Here is a 19,032-nt window from a genome sequence, read left to right on the forward strand (position 1 = left end):
CAAACTCTCCATGAATGTTTACCCGTGATCGGGTCGACACATCACAGGGAGCGGAACCAGCCGGGCGGAAAATACCCGACGGTTCACAGCGTCCTCGCTGTTGTGTTTCTTCAAAGGAACCTCGACCAACCAACAACTCACGTCGGCTGGACGGGGTATCAACTAATCTGGCGTTGATTTTTGGCACGCTGTTGAGTTCTCAAGGAACGGACGCTTCCTTTGTACTCACCCCCAGAACTTCTGTGGGCTTTCCTCCGGGCGCTTCCCTTCGGTCTTGCGTTTCCGACTCTATCAGACTCTTTCGTGTCCGATTCCCGGCCGGCGGGAATGCTTCAAAGGAATCGCTTTCGCGTTTCCCTTTCGGCGTGGTCACTACGTTAGCCGATTTCCCGGGCGACTCATAATCGAGTCATTCGGACTGTATTTCGGCATGCCGAAACAAGACCCGTCCGGGCTTCGTCTTGTAGTAGTGGGTGGCCGCTCCGGGGCTGCCGATCAGCAGCGTCCCGTTCAAACGGCTCGGACTACATTAGGGGCCCATGCGGGACGAGTCAAGTCCGGCGACGTCCCGGGACGTGGGTTGTCGCGTGCCGGGCCCACGGCCGCTCAGATGCCGGCGGACGGCCCGGCCCTCCGGCTGAGCCGGTACGCCGAGACCGTCGGATCACCGGCGAGGGAGAAACGGTGCTGCCAGTCGTGGGCCCTGCTCACGCCGACCCGAGGCCCGACCCGGATGAGGGCGGCGGGTACGGGTTCCCCCTCGGACAGCGTGACCGCCATACCTGTCAGGAGGTTGACGCCGTTGTGCTCCGCCGTGATGCCGAGTGCCTGGCCGAGGTTCCCCGGACCGCGGGCCAGACGTGGGCTCTCGACCCTCTCCCCTCGCCGGTTGCGGGCCAGTTCCTCGCCCTCGATGACTCTGCCTGCACGGATGAGGACGGCCGAGGCGATGCCGTCCGTCCCGGTGACGACGTTGACACACCAGTGCAGACCGTGGGAGAGGTAGACGTACAGGTGTCCCGCGGGTCCGAACATGACGGCGTTGCGGGGGGTGCGGCCCCGGTAGGCGTGGGAGGCCGGGTCCTCCGCACCGGAGTACGCCTCGGTCTCCGTGATGGCGATGCTCACGGCCCCCTCCGGGGTCGTGCTGCTGAGGATGCTCCCCAGCAGTGCGGGGGCGACCTCCTCGGCCGGACGGGCGAGGGCCTCACCGTTCACAGCCACCGCCCCTGAGGGCCCGGGCGTGCCGGCCCCGTCGGACGCCGTGGCTTCGCCCCGCGGTCCGGAACGCCGTTCGTGGAGAGCATGTGCCAGCCCCATCAGACATTCGAAGATCTCCGCCGACGCACGTTCCGCACCTGTGGGGCACCCCCGGCCTCGGCAACTGGTACGACCGTCCGGTTCGACCGTCCGGTCGGGCCGGTCAGACCGAGGCCGCACCCGGCCACCCGGGTCCTGGACCGGGGGCCTTGACGCCCACTGCCGCACGACACCTTACCGTCGTCCCGCCGGGCACCGGCTCCGGCGGCAGGGCCCCAGCGGCTGCGTGCGATCAGCCATGCGGCGCGTGGAGTGTCGCGTTCGATGCGAGGTGTACCGGCCCGGTGGTCCGCCCATGCTCGGGGCGTCCGCCTCGCGGTGGACCAGTTCAACTCCGCCGCCTCCGAGGAGTTCCTCCTGGACCTGGTGGTCCACGACGACGGTGGTGAACCGGAGCGTGCGCGGGCCGTCGCGGGCCGGCTCTCCGCCGACGAGCGGGTCCTCGCCGTGCTCGGGCCGAGCGACGACACCTGCGCGGCGGCCGCGGTCGACCGGTACCAGCAGGCCCTGCTCGCCATGGTGTCGGTGTCCCTGGGACGCCCTCTCGCACGGACGGTGGGCACCCACCGCGTCTTCGTGGCCACCCGCCCCCGCGACGACCCCCTGGCCGCACCGCTGGTGGCCCATCTCTCCCGCACCGTGCGGACCCGGCACACGATGCTGCTCGCGGACGCCGCCCTGGGCGATGCCGGCTGGTTCCTGTGCCGGCACACGGCCGAGGCGCTGGGCGGAAAGGTCCGCACCGGGCTGCGGACCGTCGCGGGCGGCGGCGGTCCCGGGGGTTGGGGTGCCGTGGCCGGTCAGGTCGTGGCGAGCGGCGCGGACGCGGTGGTCTTCGCGGGCGGTACGGAGCCCGCGGCGCGTCTGGCGCGCGCCCTCGGCTCGGCCGGTTCACCGGCGCCCGGCTGGGCACGCACCACGCCATGGCGCCCGGGTTCCTCGACCTCGCCGGGGACGAGGCGCGGGGCTGGGTCTTCGCCGCGCCCTTCCTGGACCCGCGGAGGGAGAAGTCCGCCGAGGCGTTCACCGCCGCGCACCGGGAGCGCTTCGAGGGCGCCGACCCGCCCTGGTACGCGGCCGAGGCGTACGACGCGGCGCTGTTCCTCGTACGGGCCATCACCGAACTGGGTGCGGCCGGCTCGAACGGGGCGGTCTCGTGCGGCAGTTGCGCAGGATCCGCTACGAGGGCATCACCAAGGTGCTGCACTACGACCCCGGGGCCGGGGCCCACAACACCGACGCGCTGTACCTCTTCCGGGTGGACAGGGGCGCCTTCGTCTACCGGGGCAGGGCGCCGGCGCGGGAGCCGAGTCCGGCCCCGGCGACGAGCAGCTGGGCGTGCGCGGGGCGGTTTCCGGTCCGGGCGCCGGGCGCCGCGGCCGTCGCGCCCCCGGTCGGCCGCTGGGCGCCCCACCTGGGAACCGGGGCGGGCCGGGCCGGAGCGAGGCCCTGCTCGCCCACGGCGTACGGTCGGTGGTCCCGGTCACCGCATCGAGGTGACCGGGAACCGACCGCGGGCCCGTCGGCGTAATCGCTACCGGTACCGACGGGACCGACAAGATCGATCTAGGAGTGGGACATGGGCTTCAAGAAGCTGCTCGCGAGCCTGGGCGCCGGCGGCGCGTCCGTGGAGACGGTGCTGTCCGAGGAGAACGTCGTTCCGGGCGGCGTGGTGCAGGGTGAGGTCCGTGTCCAGGGCGGGTCCGTCGACCAGCAGATCGAGGGGCTGTCCGTCGGACTTCAGGCCAAGGTCGAGGTCGAGAGCGGCGACCAGGAGGTCAAGCAGAACATCGAGTTCACCAAGCTGCGGCTCGGCGGCGCGTTCGAGGTGAAGGCCGGTGCGGTGCACGTCGTGCCGTTCGGGCTGGAGATCCCGTGGGAGACGCCGGTCACCGCGATCGACGGGCAGATCCTGCGCGGGATGCACATCGGTGTGACCACGGAGCTGGAGATCGCGCGGGCCGTGGACTCGGGTGACCTGGACCCGGTCAACGTGCACCCGCTGCCCTCGCAGAAGGCGCTCCTCGACGCGTTCATCCAGCTCGGCTTCCGCTTCAAGAGCGCGGACATGGAGCGCGGCCACATCCGCGGGACGCGTCAGCGGCTGCCGTTCTACCAGGAGATCGAGTTCTACGCGCCGCAGCAGTACCGGGGCCTGAACGAGGTCGAGCTGACGTTCGTCGCGGACGACCGCGAGATGGACGTGATCCTGGAGATGGACAAGAAGCCGGGTCTGTTCACCGAGGGCAGCGACTCCTACAAGGCGTTCACGGTGGGTCACCACGACTTCGCCGGCACCGACTGGGCAGGATTCCTGAACCAGTGGCTCGCCGACGTCGGCGGGCGCCGTAACTGGTTCTAGGACACCGGGGCCCGGAGCCCCTGGTGTCCGGGTCCGCGGACAGAGGGTCCGAGGACACGACACAGCCGAACCCGGAGGTTTTCGACGTGGCCGAGCAGCAGCGGGCGCCCCTTCCGCACGACTTCCACCCGCCGGTGCACGAGTTCACCGTGGTGAGCGACGACATCGAGCACGGGGCCGAGCTGGCGGACGCCCAGGTACAGGCCGCGGGCAACACCTCGCCGCACCTGCGCTGGGAGGGGTTCCCCGAGGGGACCAGGAGCTTCGCCGTGACGTGCTTCGACCCCGACGCGCCGACGGGCAGCGGGTTCTGGCACTGGGTGCTGTTCGACATCCCGGTGTCGGTGACCGAGCTGCCCGCGGGCGCCGGCGGCGGGAAGTTCGAGGGGCTGCCCGAGGGGGCGCTCCATGTCCGCAACGACTACGGGACGAAGGACTTCGGGGGTGCCGCTCCCCCGGCGGGTGAGCGGCACCGCTATGTGTTCACGGTCTACGCGGTGGACAGCGAGAAGCTGGGCCCGGACGAGGACGCCTCGCCGGCCGTCGTGGGCTTCAATCTCCGCTTCCACACGCTCGGCCGGGCGCATCTGGTCGCCGAGTTCGAGGAGCCCGCGGCGGGCTGATTGTTCGTTTCCCGTTTGCCCTGCCCTGGTCCTGGAGAGATCAGGGCAGGGCAGTTTTTTGTTGCCGTGGCCGGGGGTTCGCTCCTTGGGCCGGCACGGATATTGCGTTGTCCATCCCGGCGCGCCCGGCCAGAGTTGATGCGAGCCCGAGCCCGTCGACTGGGCCGGCCGGGCCGGTGAACGGGAGGTGGGCATGATGCGGGACACGCTGGTGCTGAACGCGAGCTTCGAGCCGCTGTCGACGGTGACGCTGAACCGTGCGGTGGTGCTGGTGCTCCAGGACAAGGCCGTCGTCGAGCAGGCGCACCCCGGTCTGCGTGTCCGTGCCGCCGCCTTCGATCTGCCGGTGCCGCGGGTGATCAGGCTCTCCCGGTACGTACGGGTGCCCTTCCGAAGACAGGCCCCGTGGTCGAGGCGGGGTGTCCTGGTCCGGGACCAGCACCGGTGCGCCTACTGCGGTGGGCGCGCCACCACGGTGGACCACGTGGTGCCGAAGTCGCGCGGTGGCGCGGACTCCTGGCTGAACACGGTGGCGTCCTGTGCCGCGGACAACCACAGGAAGGCGGACCGGACTCCGGAGCAGGCGGGGATGCCGTTGCTGCGGGAGCCGTTCGAGCCGTCGCCGGCGCAGGCGATGCTGCTCGGGCTGCGGGCCGGTGAGCGGGAGGTGCTGCCGGACTGGCTGGTGACGGCGCGGGCCGCCGCCTGAGGCCCGGTCCGGTCGGCCGGCGGCTCAGCGCAGCAGCAGCTGGACGATCGCGGAGACGCCGACGACCACGATGAAGACGCGCAGAACCGTCGGCGGCAGCCGCCGTCCGACCTTCGCGCCGATCTGCCCGCCGATGGCGGAGCCGATGGCGATGAGGAGGACGGCGGTCCAGTCGAAGTCGGCGACGAAGAGGAAGAACAGCGCGGCGATGCTGTTCACGACGGCGGCGAGGACGTTCTTGACGGCGTTGAGGCGCTGGAGGGTGTCGTCCAGCAGGGTGCCCATCAGGGAGAGGTAGATGATCCCCTGGGCGGCGGTGAAGTAGCCGCCGTAGACGCTGGCCAGGAGGAGTCCGCCGAAGAGGACGGGCCCGCCGTCGCCCCGGACGGCGGTGCCCCGGCGCTCCCGTCGCCGCTGGACGGCGGCCGAGATGCGCGGCTGGAGGACGACGAGGACGAGGGCCAGGGCCACCAGGACGGGGACGATGGTCTCGAACGCGGTCTCGGGGAGCAGCAGGAGCAGTATCGCGCCGCTCAGGCCGCCGATCGCGGCGGCGGCGCCGAGGCGCAGCACCAGGCGGCGCTGGCCTCTGAGTTCCGCCCGGTAGCCGATGGCTCCGCTGATGGAACCGGAGACGAGGCCGAGGGCGTTGGAGACGGTGGCCGTGACCGGGGGGAGGCCGGTGGCGAGCAGGACGGGGAAGGTGATCAGGGTCCCGGATCCGACGATGGTGTTGATCGTGCCGGCGCCCATGCCCGCGGCGAAGACCGCCAGTGACTCCCAGAGGGACAAAGCCATCTCCTCATGTTCGGTGGGGCCTCCCCGCCGTTTAGGTCGAGGGGTCGAGGGGCCTCACCGATCATGCATGACGGCCGTGCCGGTCAGTCGATGGGGGGCTGCTCCCGGCGCTCGGTGCCGCCGGTCTGCTTGGGGACGCTGTTGCCGCCGCCCATGCCGGCCATCGGGTTGAAGTTGCCCATGGCTCCGCTGAGGCCCTTGAGGGCGTCGCCGATCTCGCTGGGGACGATCCAGAGCTTGTTGGCGTCGCCCTCGGCGATCTTGGGGAGCATCTGGAGGTACTGGTAGGCCAGCAGCTTCTGGTCGGCGTCTCCGGCGTGGATGGACTCGAAGACGGTCCGGATGGCCTGGGCCTCGCCTTCGGCCTTGAGGGCGGCGGCCTTGGCCTCGCCCTCGGCGCGCAGGATGGCGGACTGCTTCTCGCCCTCGGCGGTGAGGATCTGGGACTGGCGGATGCCCTCGGCGGTGAGGATCGCGGCGCGCTTGTCGCGGTCGGCGCGCATCTGCTTCTCCATCGAGTCCTGGATGGAGGTGGGCGGTTCGATCGCCTTGAGCTCGACGCGGTTGACGCGGATGCCCCACTTGCCGGTCGCCTCGTCGAGGACGCCGCGCAGGGCCGCGTTGATCTCCTCGCGGGAGGTGAGGGTCCGCTCCAGGTCCATTCCGCCGATGATGTTGCGCAGGGTGGTGACGGTGAGCTGCTCGATGGCCTGGATGTAGCTGGCGACCTCGTAGGTGGCGGCGCGCGCGTCGGTCACCTGGTAGTAGATGACGGTGTCGATGTTGACGACGAGGTTGTCCTGGGTGATCACCGGCTGCGGCGGGAAGGGGACGACCTGTTCGCGGAGGTCGATGCGGTTGCGGATCGAGTCGATGAACGGCACGACGATGTTGAGGCCCGCGTTGAGGGTGCGGGTGTAGCGGCCGAAGCGTTCGACGATGGCGGCGCTGGCCTGCGGGATGACCTGGATGGTCTTGATCAGGGCGATGAAGACCAGCACCACCAGAATGATCAGGACGATGATGATCGGTTGCATCGCGTTCCCTGTGCCCTTCGCTGCGGATGTCCTCGGTGGACCGTGCCGGGGGCCGGTCGATGATCAGTTTCCCAGAACGGATGATCAGTTTCCCAGAACTGGGGCCGTGGTGCGGGCCGTTCCGCGTCTTCGGCCGCGGCCGAAGGTCCGGTGCGGGTCTCCGGCCGCGCGGGCCTCACATGACGAGGGCGGTGGCACCGTCGATCTCGACGACGTCGACCTGGTGACCGACCTCGAAGGCGGCGGTCTCGTCGTAGGCGCGGGCGGACCAGATCTCGCCGGCGAGCTTGATGCGCCCGCTCTGGCCGTCGACGCGTTCGACGACGACGGCCTGACGGCCCCTCAGGGCGTCGACACCGCTGGCGAATCCGGGTTTCTGCGCGCGCTGGCGGGCGGCGAGGGGGCGGACGACGGCGATGAGCGCCACCGAGACCGCCACGAAGACGAGTACCTGCGCCACCACTCCGCCGCCGAGGGCGGCGGTGCCGGCTCCGGCGACCGCTCCCGCCGAGAACATGCCGAATTCGGGCATCGCGGTGAGCACCAGGGGAATGCCCAGTGCGACCGCGCCGATCAGCCACCACACCCATGCGTCGATGTCCACGCCGCCCATGGTAGGTCCGCCGGTCGTGCTCGGGACAGGGGGCGTGGCGGACCGGCGTCGGGGGTCCGGGGCGCTGCTGGGCTCGCAACGGGCTTACGGCGGTCGGGGGTTCGGCCGCCGGGTGCGGGCGGCGGTCAGCCGAGGGGCAGGCCCTGGGCACTCCAGCGCTCGCCGGTGCGCTCGACGACGAGCGGCAGTCCGAAGCAGAGGGAGAGGTTGCGGGAGGTCAGCTCGGTCTCCATCGGGCCGGCCGCGAGGATCTTGCCCTGACGGATCATCAGGACGTGGGTGAAGCCGGGGGCGATCTCCTCGACGTGGTGGGTCACCATGATCATGGAGGGGGCGTACGGGTCGCGGGCGAGGCGGCCGAGGCGGCGGACCAGGTCCTCGCGGCCGCCGAGGTCGAGTCCGGCGGCCGGCTCGTCGAGGAGGAGGAGTTCGGGGTCGGTCATCATCGCGCGGGCGATGAGGGTGCGCTTGCGCTCGCCCTCGGAGAGGGTGCCGAAGCGCCGGTCGAGGTACTCGGTCATGCCGAGGCGGTCGAGGAAGGCGCGGGCGCGCTGCTCGTCGACGTCGTCGTAGTCCTCGTGCCAGGTGGCGGTCATGCCGTAGGCGGCGGTGAGGACGGTCTGCAGGACGGTCTGGCGGGTGGGGAGCTTGTCGGCCATGGCGACGCCGGCCATGCCGATGCGGGGGCGCAGTTCGAAGACGTCGACGCCGCCGAGGCGCTCACCGAGGATCCGGGCGGTGCCGGAGGTCGGGAAGAGGTAGCTGGAGGCGAGGTTGAGGAGGGTGGTCTTGCCGGCGCCGTTGGGGCCGAGGATGACCCAGCGCTCGCCCTCCTTGACCGACCAGGAGACGTCGTCCACCAGAGCGCGTCCGTCGCGGACCACGGATACGTCCACCAGCTCCAGTACATCGCTCATGAGCGCGTTGTCTCCCCATGCGTCGTCTGCGTCGTCTGCGTCGTCTGCGTCCTCGCGGTGCCGCGAGATGTTACGAGGTGTTGCCGGGTGCTGCGGGCGGCGGTGCTCGTACGGGACAGCTGCGGGCACAGCGCCCAGGGGAAAACCTACGCCACCCGCCGGGCGGCCCGGTGCCCGGTCCCCGGGCTCGCGGGAACGCCTACGCTGGTCGCCATGCTGTGGGAACCACGTTCGGGGCGGCTGGCCGCCTGGGGGAACGCCGTACTGGCCGGGCTCGTCGCACCCGACGACGCGGTGGAGGCGATCGTCGGCGACGACGTCCGGCACCGGGTCGAGGATCTGCCCGGGGAGTCGGGCCGGGTCGGGCTGACGCTGGCGCTGGGGCGGCTGCGCGCGCTGGGGGTCACCGGGTTCCGGGTGGCGCTGCCCGCGCCGGGGCATCCGCTGGGGCTGAGCGGCCCGCCGGAGTTCAACGCCCGGGCCCTGGAGGCCGAGGAGGCCGTGGTGGGGACGGGGGCCGCGTGGGGTCTGGTGCCGGAGGTGCACGAGGCCGGTCCGGACGGGGACGTGCACACCGAGGTCGTGTGGCACTGCCTGCCGGTGCGCGAGGGGCCGCCCGCCGACGTGCCCTCCCTCGGTGAGGCGGAACGGGAGCTGGCCGAGGCGCTGCGGGAGGCGACGACGGTGCTGACCCGGCTGGACGTCGCCGGGTCCGGGCCGGTGGCCGAGGCGGCGGTGGACGCCTACCGGGCGCGGGCGGAGCGGGGTGCGGCCGAGCGGCTGGCGCCCGGGTATCCGCCTCGGTCGGTGCGGGTGCTGGAGCTGGCGCAGCGGGTCGGGCTGCTGATCTCGGTGGCGTACGAGAACGGTCACGGCGGGGCGGTGAGCGCCTCGCAGATGGCGGCGCGGGCGGAGGCGTTGCGTCCGGTCGAGCGGGTGGCCCGGCGTGCGCGGGTGGCCGCGTACAACGCGTTCGTCGAGGAGCAGGAGCGCCGGCGGGGCTGAGCGGCCGGCCGCACGGTCACGCGCCCGGTCCCGCGGTGTGCGGGGCCGGGCGCGTACGCGTGGTGCGGGGCGTCAGCCGTTGAGGCCGGCGTTGCCGAACGCGGGGTTCAGCAGGCCGATGACGTTGACGGAGTTGCCGACGAGGTTCACCGGGACGTGGACCGGGACCTGGACGAGGTTGCCGGAGGCGACGCCCGGGGACTTCACGGCCTCGCCGTGGGCGTGCGCGCCGCCGCTGGTGGCGGAGGCGGCGCCCGCGCTCACGGCCACGAGGCTGCCGGCGATCATGGTGAGGGCCGCGGCCTTCTTGACGTTCTTCACTGCTGTCATCCTCCTGAGCGTTCGCCGCGGCCGGCCGCCGCGGCTCGCACTGGAGAACGCCGCACGGCGCACGGGGATGCGCCATGTGAGTGACGTCCACCCGACAGTATGAATCTCGGATCGGAGCGTGACGTTCCGCACGCCTGCTCGTACGGACGCCTGTTCCGGCCGTCCGGCCACCCGGGGCGGCGCGCGGGCGGTCAGCCGGTCAGCCCGTGCCGCACCGCCCAGAGCGCCGCCTGGGTGCGGTCGGCCAGGTCGAGCTTCATCAGGATGTTCGAGACATGGGTCTTGACCGTCTTCTCCGAGAGGACCAGCGCGCGGGCGATCTCCCGGTTGGAGCGGCCGTCCGCGATCAGGCCGAGGACCTCGCGCTCCCGCTCGGTCAGGCTCGGGCCCCGGCCGGTGCCCGGCCCCGGGGCGTCGTCCGAGAGCAGCGCCCCCGCCACCTCCTGCTGGAGCAGGACATGGCCCGCGTGCACCGAGCGGATGGCCCGGGCGAGCGCCTCCGGGTCCACGTCCTTGTAGACATAGCCCGAGGCCCCGGCGCGCAGGGCGGGGACGACGGTGCGCTGCTCGGTGAAGCTGGTGACGATCAGCACCTTGGCCGGGTTCTCCAGCTCACGCAGCTTGCGCAGGGCGTCGATGCCGTCCGTGCCGGGCATTTTGACGTCCATCAGCACGACGTGGGGCTTCAGCTCCTCGGCGCGGGCCACGCCCTCCGCGCCGTCGCCCGCCTCGCCGACGACCTCGATGTCGTCCTGCACCTCCAGGAAGGTGCGCAGCCCGCGCCGGACCACCTGGTGGTCGTCGACCAGCAGCACGCGGATCCTGTCCTCAGCCACCGGGGACCTCCATCTCGATCGTGGTGCCCTTGCCGGGCGCCGATTCCACCGTGAGGCCGCCGCCCACGCCGCCCGCCCGGTCCCGCATGGAGACCAGGCCGAGGTGGCGCCCGGCGCGACGCACCGAGCCCGGCTCGAAGCCCTTGCCGTCGTCGCTGACCCGCAGGACCGCGCCCTGGCCCCGGCGGGCGAGGCTCACCTCGACCCGCCCGGCCTCCGCGTGCCGCAGGGCGTTGTGCAGGGCCTCCTGGGCGACGCGCAGCAGGGCCTCCTCCTGGGCGGCCGGCAGGGCCCGTATCCCGCGGGTCTCGAAGGTGACGCGGGCGGTGTGGGCCCGGTCAAGGACCTGGATCTGGGTGCGGAGGGTGTTGACCAGCCCGTCCTCGTCGAGCGCGGCGGGGCGGAGTTCGACGACGGCGGCCCGCAGCTCGTCGGCGGCCTCGGCGGCGAGCGCGGCGACCTGCTGGAGCTCCCCCTTGGCGCGGGCCGGGTCGCGGTCGACCAGGGCGGCCGCGGCCTGGGCGGTGAGCCGCAGGGAGAAGAGCTTCTGGCTGACGGCGTCGTGCAGCTCGTGGGCGAGGCGGGAGCGCTCCTCGGCGATGGTCAGCTCGCGGCTGCGCTCGTAGAGCCGGGCGTTGGTGAGGGCGATGGCGGCGTGCTGGGCGAGGATGCCGAGGAGTTCCTCGTCGTCCTCGGTGAAACCGCAGCTGCCGGCCGGGCGGGGGCAGCGCTTGTTGGCGAGGAACAGGGCGCCGATGACGTCCTCGCCGTCCTTGATGGGCAGGCCGAGGAAGTCGGACATGTCGGGGTGGGCGGCGGGCCAGCCCTCGAAGCGGGGGTCCTCGCGCACGTCGGCGAGCCGCTCGGTCCGGGCGCCCTGGAGCATCGCGGCGAGGATGCCGTGCTGGCGCGGGAGGGGGCCGATGGCCTTCCACTGCTCGTCGCTGACGCCGTCGACGACGAACTGGGCGAAGCCGCCGTGGTCGTCGGGGACGCCGAGCGCCGCGTACTCCGCGTCCAGCAGGTCCCGGGCGGAGGCCACGATCGTCTTGAGCACGTCGCGCACCTCCAGATGCCTGCTCATGGCGAGGAGCGCGGTGCTCACGGCGGCCAGGCCGGAGCTCGGTCGGTGACTCATGACCTCACCGTACCGGTGGGTTGTGACGGTCCGTATCGGGCCGGGGACGGCCCCGGCCCGGGTCGCTGGTCGTAGGCCGAAGTGCCCTGGCCGGTGGGGTCCGGCGCACGAGGCGGCCGCCCGGCGGGCGTTCCTACGGTGACGGCACAGGTGGCGGCGCAGATGATGCCGCTCACCCCGAGACCCGAGGGAGAGGGGCGGTCGTCATGCCGGTTGCGGTGATCACAGGGGCGTCGAAGGGGCTGGGCCGGGCGCTGGCCGAGCGGCTCGCGGCGCAGGGCTGGGACCTGGTGCTCGGGGCGCGGACCGGGGAGGTGCTGAAGGAGAGCGCCGCGTCCGCCGGGGCGCACGGGACGCGGGTGGTGGCCGTGGCGGGTGATGTCACGGACCCGGCGCACCGGGCGGAGCTGGTGGCCGCCGCGGGGGCGCTGGGCGGTCTCGATCTGCTGGTGAGCAACGCGAGCGCGCTGGGGGCCGAGCCTCTGGTGCGGCTGGCGGAACTGCCGCTGGACGGGTTCCGGGCGGCGCTGGAGACCAACGCGGTGGCCGCCCTGGGGCTGGTGCAGGAGGCGCTGCCGCTGCTGCGGCGCTCGGCGCGGGGCGCCGTGCTGGCGGTCAGCTCGGATGCGGCCGTGGAGGCGTACGGGACCTGGGGCGGGTACGGGGCGTCGAAGGCGGCGCTGGACCTGCTGGCGGGGGTGCTGGCGGTGGAGGAGCCGGAGCTGCGGGTGTGGAGCGTGGACCCGGGGGACATGGCGACGGATCTGTACGCGGCGGCGGTGCCGGACGACGAGGAGCCGCGGCCCTCGCCGGCGCAGGTGGCGCCGGACTTCGCGCGGCTGGTCGCGGAGCGGCCGGCGAGCGGCCGGGGCACCGCCCGGGATCTGCTGGGGTCCCGGTGAGGGCGGTGGCGGCGCTGCCGGCGCTGGAGTCGCTGAGGGTGCCGGAGGGACTGTCGGCCCGGGTGCCCGCGGAGGAGCGCGGCACGGGCCGGGACGACGTGCGGCTGCTGGTCTCACGGGGCGCGCGGGTGACGCACCACGCGTTCCGGGACCTGGGCGGGCTGCTGCGGGCGGGGGACGTGCTCGTGGTGAACACCTCCCCCACCCTGGCCGCCGCGGTCGACGGGCGGATCGGCGCGGAGCCGGTGGTGGTGCACTTCTCGACTCGCCGGGACGGCGGGCGGCAGTGGGCGGTGGAGCTGCGCACGCCGGACGGGTCGGGGACCACGGGGCCGCGTCCGGGCGGGCCACCGGGTCTGGTGGTGCGGCTGCGGGGCGGTGCGCGGTTGGTGCTGGAGGAGCGGCTCGCGCCGGGGGCGGACCGGCTGTGGTGGGCGTCGGTGTCGGTCCCGGTGCCGGGGCTGCTGGCGCGGTACGGGCGGCCGATCCGCTACCGGTACACGGCCCGGGACCAGCCGCTCGCGGCGTACCAGACGGTGTTCGCGCGGCCCTCGCCGGACGGGGCCGGGTCGGCGGAGATGCCGAGCGCGGCGCGGCCGTTCACGGCGCCGCTGGTGGCGGAGCTGGTGAGCCGGGGGGTGCAGTTCGCGCCGGTGGTGCTGCACACGGGGGTGGCGTCGGCGGAGGCGCACGAGCCGCCGTACCCGGAGCCCTTCGCGGTGCCGGCGGCGACCGCGCGGCTGGTGAACGCGGCCCGGGCGGGCGGCGGGCGGGTGGTCGCGGTGGGGACGACAGCGGTGCGGGCGCTGGAGTCGGCGGCGGCGCCTTCGGGGGTGGTGGCGCCCGCGTCCGGGTGGACGGACCTGGTCGTCACCCCGAGGCGCGGGGTGCGGGTGGTGGACGGGCTGCTGACCGGGCTGCACGAGCCGGAGGCGTCCCATCTGCTGATGCTGGGGGCCGTCGCGGGGACGGGCGAGCAGGACGGGGAAGGGGCACTGGCCTCGGCGTACGCCGAGGCGCTGAGGCTGCGCTACCTCTGGCACGAGTTCGGGGACACGCATCTCCTCCTCCCGGATGAGGGCACTCACGGTGTGGGTTGCTGATGCAACAGACGGTGAGGCGGAGGGGCGCCCCGTGTGAGCCCGCGCATAGGGCGTGGGTCACTTACGAACCGCCCTAGTGGATACATAAGGGGCATGTGAGCACGGACAGCGCGGGTGAAACGGACGTATGGGGCAAGGGTGATCCACTACCACGGATAGTACGTCACACCTTTGCCACGGGATTTTGCTGCCGCTAAGAATTGCCGACGTCGCTTCCACGAACAGCGCAGAGCCGAACCGGCCCTGGAGCGACTCCCCGCTATTCGAAGAGGTACATCTGTATGTCCGCGTTCAACACTTCCGCTCTCCGTCGTCTCCGATCGCGCAAGGCCGCGGTCACCGGTGTCGCCGTCGCCGCCTCCGCCGCCGTGGCGCTCTCCCTCGCGCCGGCCGACGCCGAGGCCGGCACGACCGCCGAGGTCGCGGCCGCCCCGGCCGCCTGGAAGGCCAGCCCCGAGCAGGCCGCCAAGGTGCAGGAGAGCATCGCCACGCAGCAGACGTCCTTCGAGGCCCAGCTCAAGGCGGCGCAGGCGAAGAAGAAGGCGGAGGCCGAGGCCGCGAAGAAGGCCGCCGAGGCCAAGAAGAAGGCCGAGGCGAAGGCCGCCGCGGAGAAGCGCGCCAAGGAGAAGGCGGCCGCCGACCGGTCCGCCCGCGCCGCCGCGAAGCCCGCCAAGGTGACCTACCCGAACAACCTGGACGGCTGGATCCGCGAGGCCCTGTCCATCATGAAGAAGCACGACATCCCCGGCTCGTACGAGGGCATCCACCGCAACATCATGCGTGAGTCCAGCGGCAACCCGCGTGCGATCAACAACTGGGACATCAACGCCATCAACGGCGTCCCGTCGAAGGGCCTGCTCCAGGTCATCAAGCCCACCTTCGACGCCTACCACGTCCCGGGCACCAAGAAGGACCAGTACGACCCGGTCGCCAACATCGTCGCCGCCTGCAACTACGCGGCCGACCGCTACGGCTCCATGGACAACGTCAACAGCGCCTACTGAGCCTGCGCGGACCTGCCACCGGGCAGCACCCGCGGCCCCGCGACGGAGCGGAGCGCGCGCCACGACATACGCCGGAGGGCGCACCCGACACGGGTGCGCCCTCCGGGCGTCGCGCGGTGCCTGCGGGCCCGGGCCCGCACGGGTCACTTGCGCATGACCTCCGGCTCGTGGCGGCGCAGGAAGCGCGCCACCAGGAAGGCGCAGAGCGCGCCGAGGGCGAGCAGTGCGCCCATGTCCAGCATCCAGGCCCCGGCGTCGTGGTCCCAGAGCGGGTCCGTGCTGGCCGGGTCGTCCGTGTTGGGGTTGATCCGGTTGAAGTCCAGCGTGGTGCCGGCCGCGGCGACCGCCCAGCGCGAGGGCATCAGATACGAGAACTCGTTGACGCCGACGGTGCCGTGCAGGATGAACAGGCAGCCGGTGAAGACGACCTGGACGATCGCGAACATCACCAGCAGCGGCATGGTCTTCTCGGCGGTCTTGACCAGGGCCGAGATGATCAGGCCGAACATCATCGAGGTGAAGCCCAGCGCCATGATCGGCAGGGACAGCTCCAGCAGGACCGCGCTGCCGAGGATCAGGCCCTCCTCCGGCAGCTCACGGGTGGCGAAGCCGATCGCGCCGACCAGCGCGCCCTGGAGGACGGTGATCGCGCCGAGGACGATCACCTTGGACATCAGGTAGGCGGAGCGCGACAGGCCGGTGGCCCGTTCCCGCTCGTAGATCACCCGTTCCTTGATCAGCTCGCGGACCGAGTTGGCGGCGCCCGCGAAGCAGGCGCCCACCACCAGGATCAGCAGGACCGTGGTCGCCGTGCCGTTAGGGATGACCCGCCCGGTCTGCTCGTTCACGTTGACCAGCAGGCCCTTGTCCGGGTCGATCACCAGGCTGACCGCTCCCAGGACCGCCGGCAGGATCAGCATCAGGGCCATGAAGCCCTTGTCCGAGGCGATCACCGAGACATAGCGCCGGATCAGGGTGAACAGCTGCGAGCCCCAGCTCTGCGGCTTCGGCGGCCGCATCTGCTGCGCGGACGGCATGCTCACCGCCTGCGGGGCGACCGCGTCGAGGTCCGCCGCGTACATCTGGTAGTGCTGGGAGCCCTTCCAGCGGCCCGCCCAGTCGTAGTCGCGGTAGTTCTCGAAGGCGGAGAAGACATCGGCCCAGGTGCTGTAGCCGAAGAAGTTCAGCGCCTCCTCGGGCGGCCCGAAGTACGCCACCGCGCCACCCGGCGCCATGACCAGCAGCTTGTCGCAGAGCGCCAGCTCGGCGACCGAGTGCGTGACCACCAGGACCGTGCGGCCGTCGTCCGCGAGGCCGCGCAGCAGCTGCATGACATCGCGGTCCATGCCCGGGTCGAGGCCCGAGGTCGGCTCGTCCAGGAAGATCAGGGAGGGCTTGGTCAGCAGCTCCAGGGCGACCGAGACGCGCTTGCGCTGGCCGCCGGAGAGGGCGGTGACCTTCTTGTCCTTGTGGATGTCGAGCTTCAGCTCGCGCAGCACCTCGCCGATGCGCGCCTCGCGCTCGGCCTCGGTGGTGTCCGCGGGGAAGCGCAGCTTCGCCGCGTACTTCAGCGCCTTACGGACGGTGAGCTCCTTGTGCAGGATGTCGTCCTGCGGGACCAGACCGATGCGCTGGCGCAGCTCGGCGAACTGCTTGTAGAGGCTGCGGTTGTCGTAGAGGACGTCGCCCTGGTTGGCGGGCCGGTAGCCGGTGAGCGCCTTGAGCAGGGTGGACTTTCCGGAGCCGGACGGGCCGATGACGCCGATCAGCGACTTCTCGGGCACCCCGAAGGAGACGTCGCGCAGGATCTGCTTGCCGCCGTCGACGGTCACCGTCAGGTGCCGGGCCGAGAAGGAGACCTCGCCGGTGTCGACGAACTCCTCCAGCCGGTCGCCGACCAGCCGGAAGGTGGAGTGGCCGACGCCGACGATGTCGTTCGGACCGATGAGGACCGTGGAGGACTTGGCGATCGGCTGGCCGTTGACATAGGTGCCGTTGTGCGAACCGAGGTCACGGATCTCGAAGCGGCCGTCGGGCGTCGCGACGAACTCCGCGTGGTGCCGGGAGACCTGGAGGTCGGAGACGACCAGCTCGTTCTCCAGGGCGCGGCCGATGCGCATCACACGCCCGAGGGCGAGCTGGTGGAACGTGGTCGGGCTGCGGTCGCCGTGGACGAAGCCGCCGCCGTGGTGGCCCTGGCCGCCCTGCTGGTGCGGGACCTGCGGCTGCGCGGCCGGCGGCTGCTGCGGCCAGCCCTGCTGCTGGGGCGGCTGCCCGGGGGCGGGGGCGCCCTGCCAGCCCTGCTGAGGGGCATGCTGGGGGGCCTGGTGGGGAGCCGCCTGCGGCGCCTGGGGCGCGGCCTGCTGGGCGGCGGCCTGCTGCGGGGCCGCGGCCTGCGCGCTGTAGGCTCCGGCCGCGGCGGTCAGATTCAGCCGGGGGCCGTCGGTGGCGTTGCCCAGATGCACGGCGGAGCCGGCGCCGATCTCCAGCTGCTGGATCCGCCGGCCCTGCGCATAGGTGCCGTTGGTGCTGCCGTGGTCCTCGATGGCCCAACTGCGGCCGTTCCAGCTGATCGTGGCGTGCCGCCACGAGACTCTGGCGTCGTCGACCACCACATCACCCTGGGGATCACGGCCCAGGGAGTACGCCCTGGCCGGATCGAGGGTCCAGGTGCTTCCGTTCAATTCCAGTACGAGTTCCGGCACTCCATGCCCCACTAGTTGTCCCCCGAACTTCCCCCGTCGCCGGGAGTCTAGGGATGGCGAACATCGTGGGGAACTATTTCAGGCCCGGTCCCGTATCCGAAAGTCAGGCCCGGTGAAGACCGCCTTCGTCACGGAGTTGGGACCTTCGTCGCCGACCGGGGACGCCGACCGGCGACGCGAAGGAAGGCCTATCCGGTCGGAACACCGCCGAACGCACCCAAACGGAACCAAAACTCCGATTCCTCCCGGACGGTGCTCCGGCCCGCGGGCCCCCACCGGGCCTGTCCGCCCGGCCCGCCCGCCGGGGCTGTCCGTCAGGCGGGACGGCGGGCCCGGGCCCGGCCCGCGCCGGATACGGTGGGAACACCATGAGTGCAGCGCAGACCCCTCCGGGCACAGACGTCCCCACCCTTCTCGTGAAGATCTTCGGGAAGGACCGCCCCGGTATCACCGCCGGGCTCTTCGACACCCTGGCCGCCTACGCGGTCGACGTGGTCGACATCGAGCAGGTCGTCTCCCGTGGACGCCTCGTCCTGTGCGCCCTGGTGACCGCGCCGCGGGGAGCCTCGGAGGGCGATCTGCGGGCGACCGTGCACAGCTGGGCCGAGTCCCTGAAGCTCCAGGCCGAGATCATCTCCGGCACCGGCGACAACCGGCCACGCGGCAGCGGCCGTTCCCATGTGACCGTGCTGGGCAACCCGCTGACCGCCGAGTCCACCGCCGCCATAGCGGCCAGGATGAGCGACATGGGCGCCAACATCGACCGGGTGTTCCGGCTGGCGAAGTATCCGGTCACGGCGGTCGAGTTCGCGGTCTCCGGCGTCGAGACGGAACCGCTGCGCACCGCCCTCGCGCCCCTCGCGCACGGCATCGGGGTGGACGTGGCCGTCGTCTCGGCGGGCCTGCACCGGCGCGCCCAGCGCCTGGTCGTGATGGACGTCGACTCGACCCTGATCCAGGACGAGGTCATCGAGCTGTTCGCGGCCCACGCCGGCTGCGAGGACGAGGTCGCCGCGGTGACCGAGTCGGCGATGCGCGGCGAGCTGGACTTCGAGCAGTCGCTGCACGCCCGGGTGGCGCTCCTCGCGGGCCTGGACGCGTCGGTGGTGGACAAGGTGCGCGCCGAGGTGCGCCTCACCCCCGGCGCCCGGACCCTGATCCGCACGCTGAAGCGCCTGGGCTACCAAGTGGGCGTGGTGTCCGGCGGTTTCACCCAGGTCACCGACGACCTCCGGGAGCGCCTGGGCCTGGACTTCGCCTCCGCCAACACCCTGGAGATCGTCGACGGCAAGCTCACCGGCCGGGTGATCGGCGAGGTGGTGGACCGGGCGGGCAAGGCGCGGCTGCTGCGCCGTTTCGCCGCGGAGGCCGGGGTGCCGCTCTCCCAGACGGTGGCCATCGGCGACGGCGCCAACGACCTGGACATGCTGAACGCGGCGGGCCTGGGCGTCGCCTTCAACGCCAAGCCGGTGGTCCGCGAAGCCGCGCACACGGCGGTGAACGTGCCGTTCCTGGACACCGTGCTGTATCTGCTGGGCGTCACCCGCGAAGAGGTCGAGGCCGCGGACGACGGCACCGAGGAGCACTGACGCCCCCGTACGCCGAAGGTCCCCGGCGCACCTGACCGGTG

General features: G+C 72.1%; 18 protein-coding genes. 9 read left to right on the top strand and 9 right to left on the bottom strand.

All coding sequences use genetic code 11. The annotated features are described in order from the left end of the window. Positions 1 to 606: 606 nt before the first annotated feature. On the bottom strand, positions 607 to 1,218 hold the full coding sequence (locus C593_RS0117065) for a DNA-3-methyladenine glycosylase (protein WP_018848515.1): 612 nt from the start codon (positions 1,216 to 1,218) through the stop codon (positions 607 to 609). A gap of 366 nt (positions 1,219 to 1,584) precedes the next feature. On the opposite strand from C593_RS0117065, the gene C593_RS31820 reads away from it, so the two are divergent. From C593_RS31820 to C593_RS0117085, 4 genes are all read left to right on the top strand, one after another. Beyond that, on the top strand, positions 1,585 to 2,820 hold the full coding sequence (locus C593_RS31820; RefSeq protein ID WP_078521627.1) for an ABC transporter substrate-binding protein: 1,236 nt from the start codon (positions 1,585 to 1,587) through the stop codon (positions 2,818 to 2,820). Between the two features lie 79 nt (positions 2,821 to 2,899). Further along, positions 2,900 to 3,682 carry a sporulation protein gene (locus tag C593_RS0117075; RefSeq protein ID WP_018848517.1) on the top strand — a complete coding sequence of 261 codons (783 nt, stop codon included), beginning with the start codon at positions 2,900 to 2,902 and terminating at the stop codon, positions 3,680 to 3,682. 86 nt (positions 3,683 to 3,768) lie between these two features. Next, positions 3,769 to 4,305 carry a YbhB/YbcL family Raf kinase inhibitor-like protein gene (locus C593_RS0117080; protein ID WP_020610333.1) on the top strand — a complete coding sequence of 179 codons (537 nt, stop codon included), beginning with the start codon at positions 3,769 to 3,771 and terminating at the stop codon, positions 4,303 to 4,305. A 196-nt stretch (positions 4,306 to 4,501) separates the two neighbouring features. Next, positions 4,502 to 5,014, top strand: coding sequence for an HNH endonuclease (locus C593_RS0117085; RefSeq protein WP_026277781.1), 513 nt, complete (start codon positions 4,502 to 4,504; stop codon positions 5,012 to 5,014). A 24-nt stretch (positions 5,015 to 5,038) separates the two neighbouring features. Here C593_RS0117085 and C593_RS0117090 read toward each other — a convergent pair whose 3' ends face one another. From C593_RS0117090 to C593_RS0117105, 4 genes are all read right to left on the bottom strand, one after another. Continuing rightward, entirely contained in the window at positions 5,039 to 5,812 is a 774-nt protein-coding gene (locus C593_RS0117090) for a sulfite exporter TauE/SafE family protein (protein ID WP_199790052.1), read from the bottom strand. 83 nt (positions 5,813 to 5,895) lie between these two features. Next, on the bottom strand, positions 5,896 to 6,849 hold the full coding sequence (locus C593_RS0117095) for an SPFH domain-containing protein (RefSeq protein ID WP_018848521.1): 954 nt from the start codon (positions 6,847 to 6,849) through the stop codon (positions 5,896 to 5,898). Between the two features lie 175 nt (positions 6,850 to 7,024). Continuing rightward, positions 7,025 to 7,453 (bottom strand): NfeD family protein, encoded by a 429-nt coding sequence (locus C593_RS0117100; RefSeq protein ID WP_026277782.1) that lies wholly within the window; start codon positions 7,451 to 7,453, stop codon positions 7,025 to 7,027. 134 nt (positions 7,454 to 7,587) lie between these two features. Next, positions 7,588 to 8,379 (bottom strand): ABC transporter ATP-binding protein, encoded by a 792-nt coding sequence (locus tag C593_RS0117105; RefSeq protein WP_018848523.1) that lies wholly within the window; start codon positions 8,377 to 8,379, stop codon positions 7,588 to 7,590. Between the two features lie 213 nt (positions 8,380 to 8,592). Between C593_RS0117105 and C593_RS0117110 the strand changes: the two genes are divergently transcribed. Continuing rightward, positions 8,593 to 9,384 (top strand): hypothetical protein, encoded by a 792-nt coding sequence (locus tag C593_RS0117110; RefSeq protein ID WP_020610334.1) that lies wholly within the window; start codon positions 8,593 to 8,595, stop codon positions 9,382 to 9,384. Between the two features lie 72 nt (positions 9,385 to 9,456). Here C593_RS0117110 and C593_RS0117115 read toward each other — a convergent pair whose 3' ends face one another. From C593_RS0117115 to C593_RS0117125, 3 genes are all read right to left on the bottom strand, one after another. Further along, the gene (locus tag C593_RS0117115; protein WP_018848525.1) at positions 9,457 to 9,705 is read right to left on the bottom strand and encodes a chaplin; all 249 of its coding nucleotides are present in this window, start codon (positions 9,703 to 9,705) and stop codon (positions 9,457 to 9,459) included. 200 nt (positions 9,706 to 9,905) lie between these two features. Then, positions 9,906 to 10,550, bottom strand: coding sequence for a response regulator transcription factor (locus C593_RS0117120; RefSeq protein WP_018848526.1), 645 nt, complete (start codon positions 10,548 to 10,550; stop codon positions 9,906 to 9,908). After that, a complete protein-coding gene (locus C593_RS0117125) occupies positions 10,543 to 11,688 on the bottom strand; it encodes a GAF domain-containing sensor histidine kinase (RefSeq protein WP_020610335.1) in 1,146 nt (381 codons plus the stop codon). The genes C593_RS0117120 and C593_RS0117125 overlap by 8 nt, the downstream gene beginning before the upstream one ends. 206 nt (positions 11,689 to 11,894) lie before the next feature. Here C593_RS0117125 and C593_RS0117130 point away from each other — a divergent pair, with 206 nt between their 5' ends. The 3 genes from C593_RS0117130 (at position 11,895) to C593_RS0117140 (ending at position 14,697) form a co-directional block, all read left to right on the top strand. Continuing rightward, positions 11,895 to 12,590: an SDR family oxidoreductase gene (locus C593_RS0117130; protein WP_018848528.1), complete on the top strand. Its 696-nt coding sequence runs from the start codon at positions 11,895 to 11,897 to the stop codon at positions 12,588 to 12,590. A 5-nt stretch (positions 12,591 to 12,595) separates the two neighbouring features. After that, the gene (locus C593_RS0117135; RefSeq protein ID WP_018848529.1) at positions 12,596 to 13,693 is read left to right on the top strand and encodes an S-adenosylmethionine:tRNA ribosyltransferase-isomerase; all 1,098 of its coding nucleotides are present in this window, start codon (positions 12,596 to 12,598) and stop codon (positions 13,691 to 13,693) included. A gap of 281 nt (positions 13,694 to 13,974) precedes the next feature. Continuing rightward, complete coding sequence (locus C593_RS0117140) at positions 13,975 to 14,697, top strand: transglycosylase SLT domain-containing protein (RefSeq protein WP_018848530.1); 723 nt, start codon at positions 13,975 to 13,977, stop codon at positions 14,695 to 14,697. A gap of 143 nt (positions 14,698 to 14,840) precedes the next feature. On the opposite strand, the gene C593_RS0117145 is transcribed toward C593_RS0117140, so the two are convergent. Beyond that, entirely contained in the window at positions 14,841 to 17,402 is a 2,562-nt protein-coding gene (locus tag C593_RS0117145) for an ABC transporter ATP-binding protein/permease (protein ID WP_026277784.1), read from the bottom strand. A gap of 368 nt (positions 17,403 to 17,770) precedes the next feature. Here C593_RS0117145 and serB point away from each other — a divergent pair, with 368 nt between their 5' ends. Further along, positions 17,771 to 18,991 (top strand): phosphoserine phosphatase SerB, encoded by a 1,221-nt coding sequence (gene serB / locus C593_RS0117150; RefSeq protein WP_026277785.1) that lies wholly within the window; start codon positions 17,771 to 17,773, stop codon positions 18,989 to 18,991. Positions 18,992 to 19,032: the final 41 nt, after the last annotated feature.

This window comes from Streptomyces sp. CNT372 (assembly GCF_000377145.1).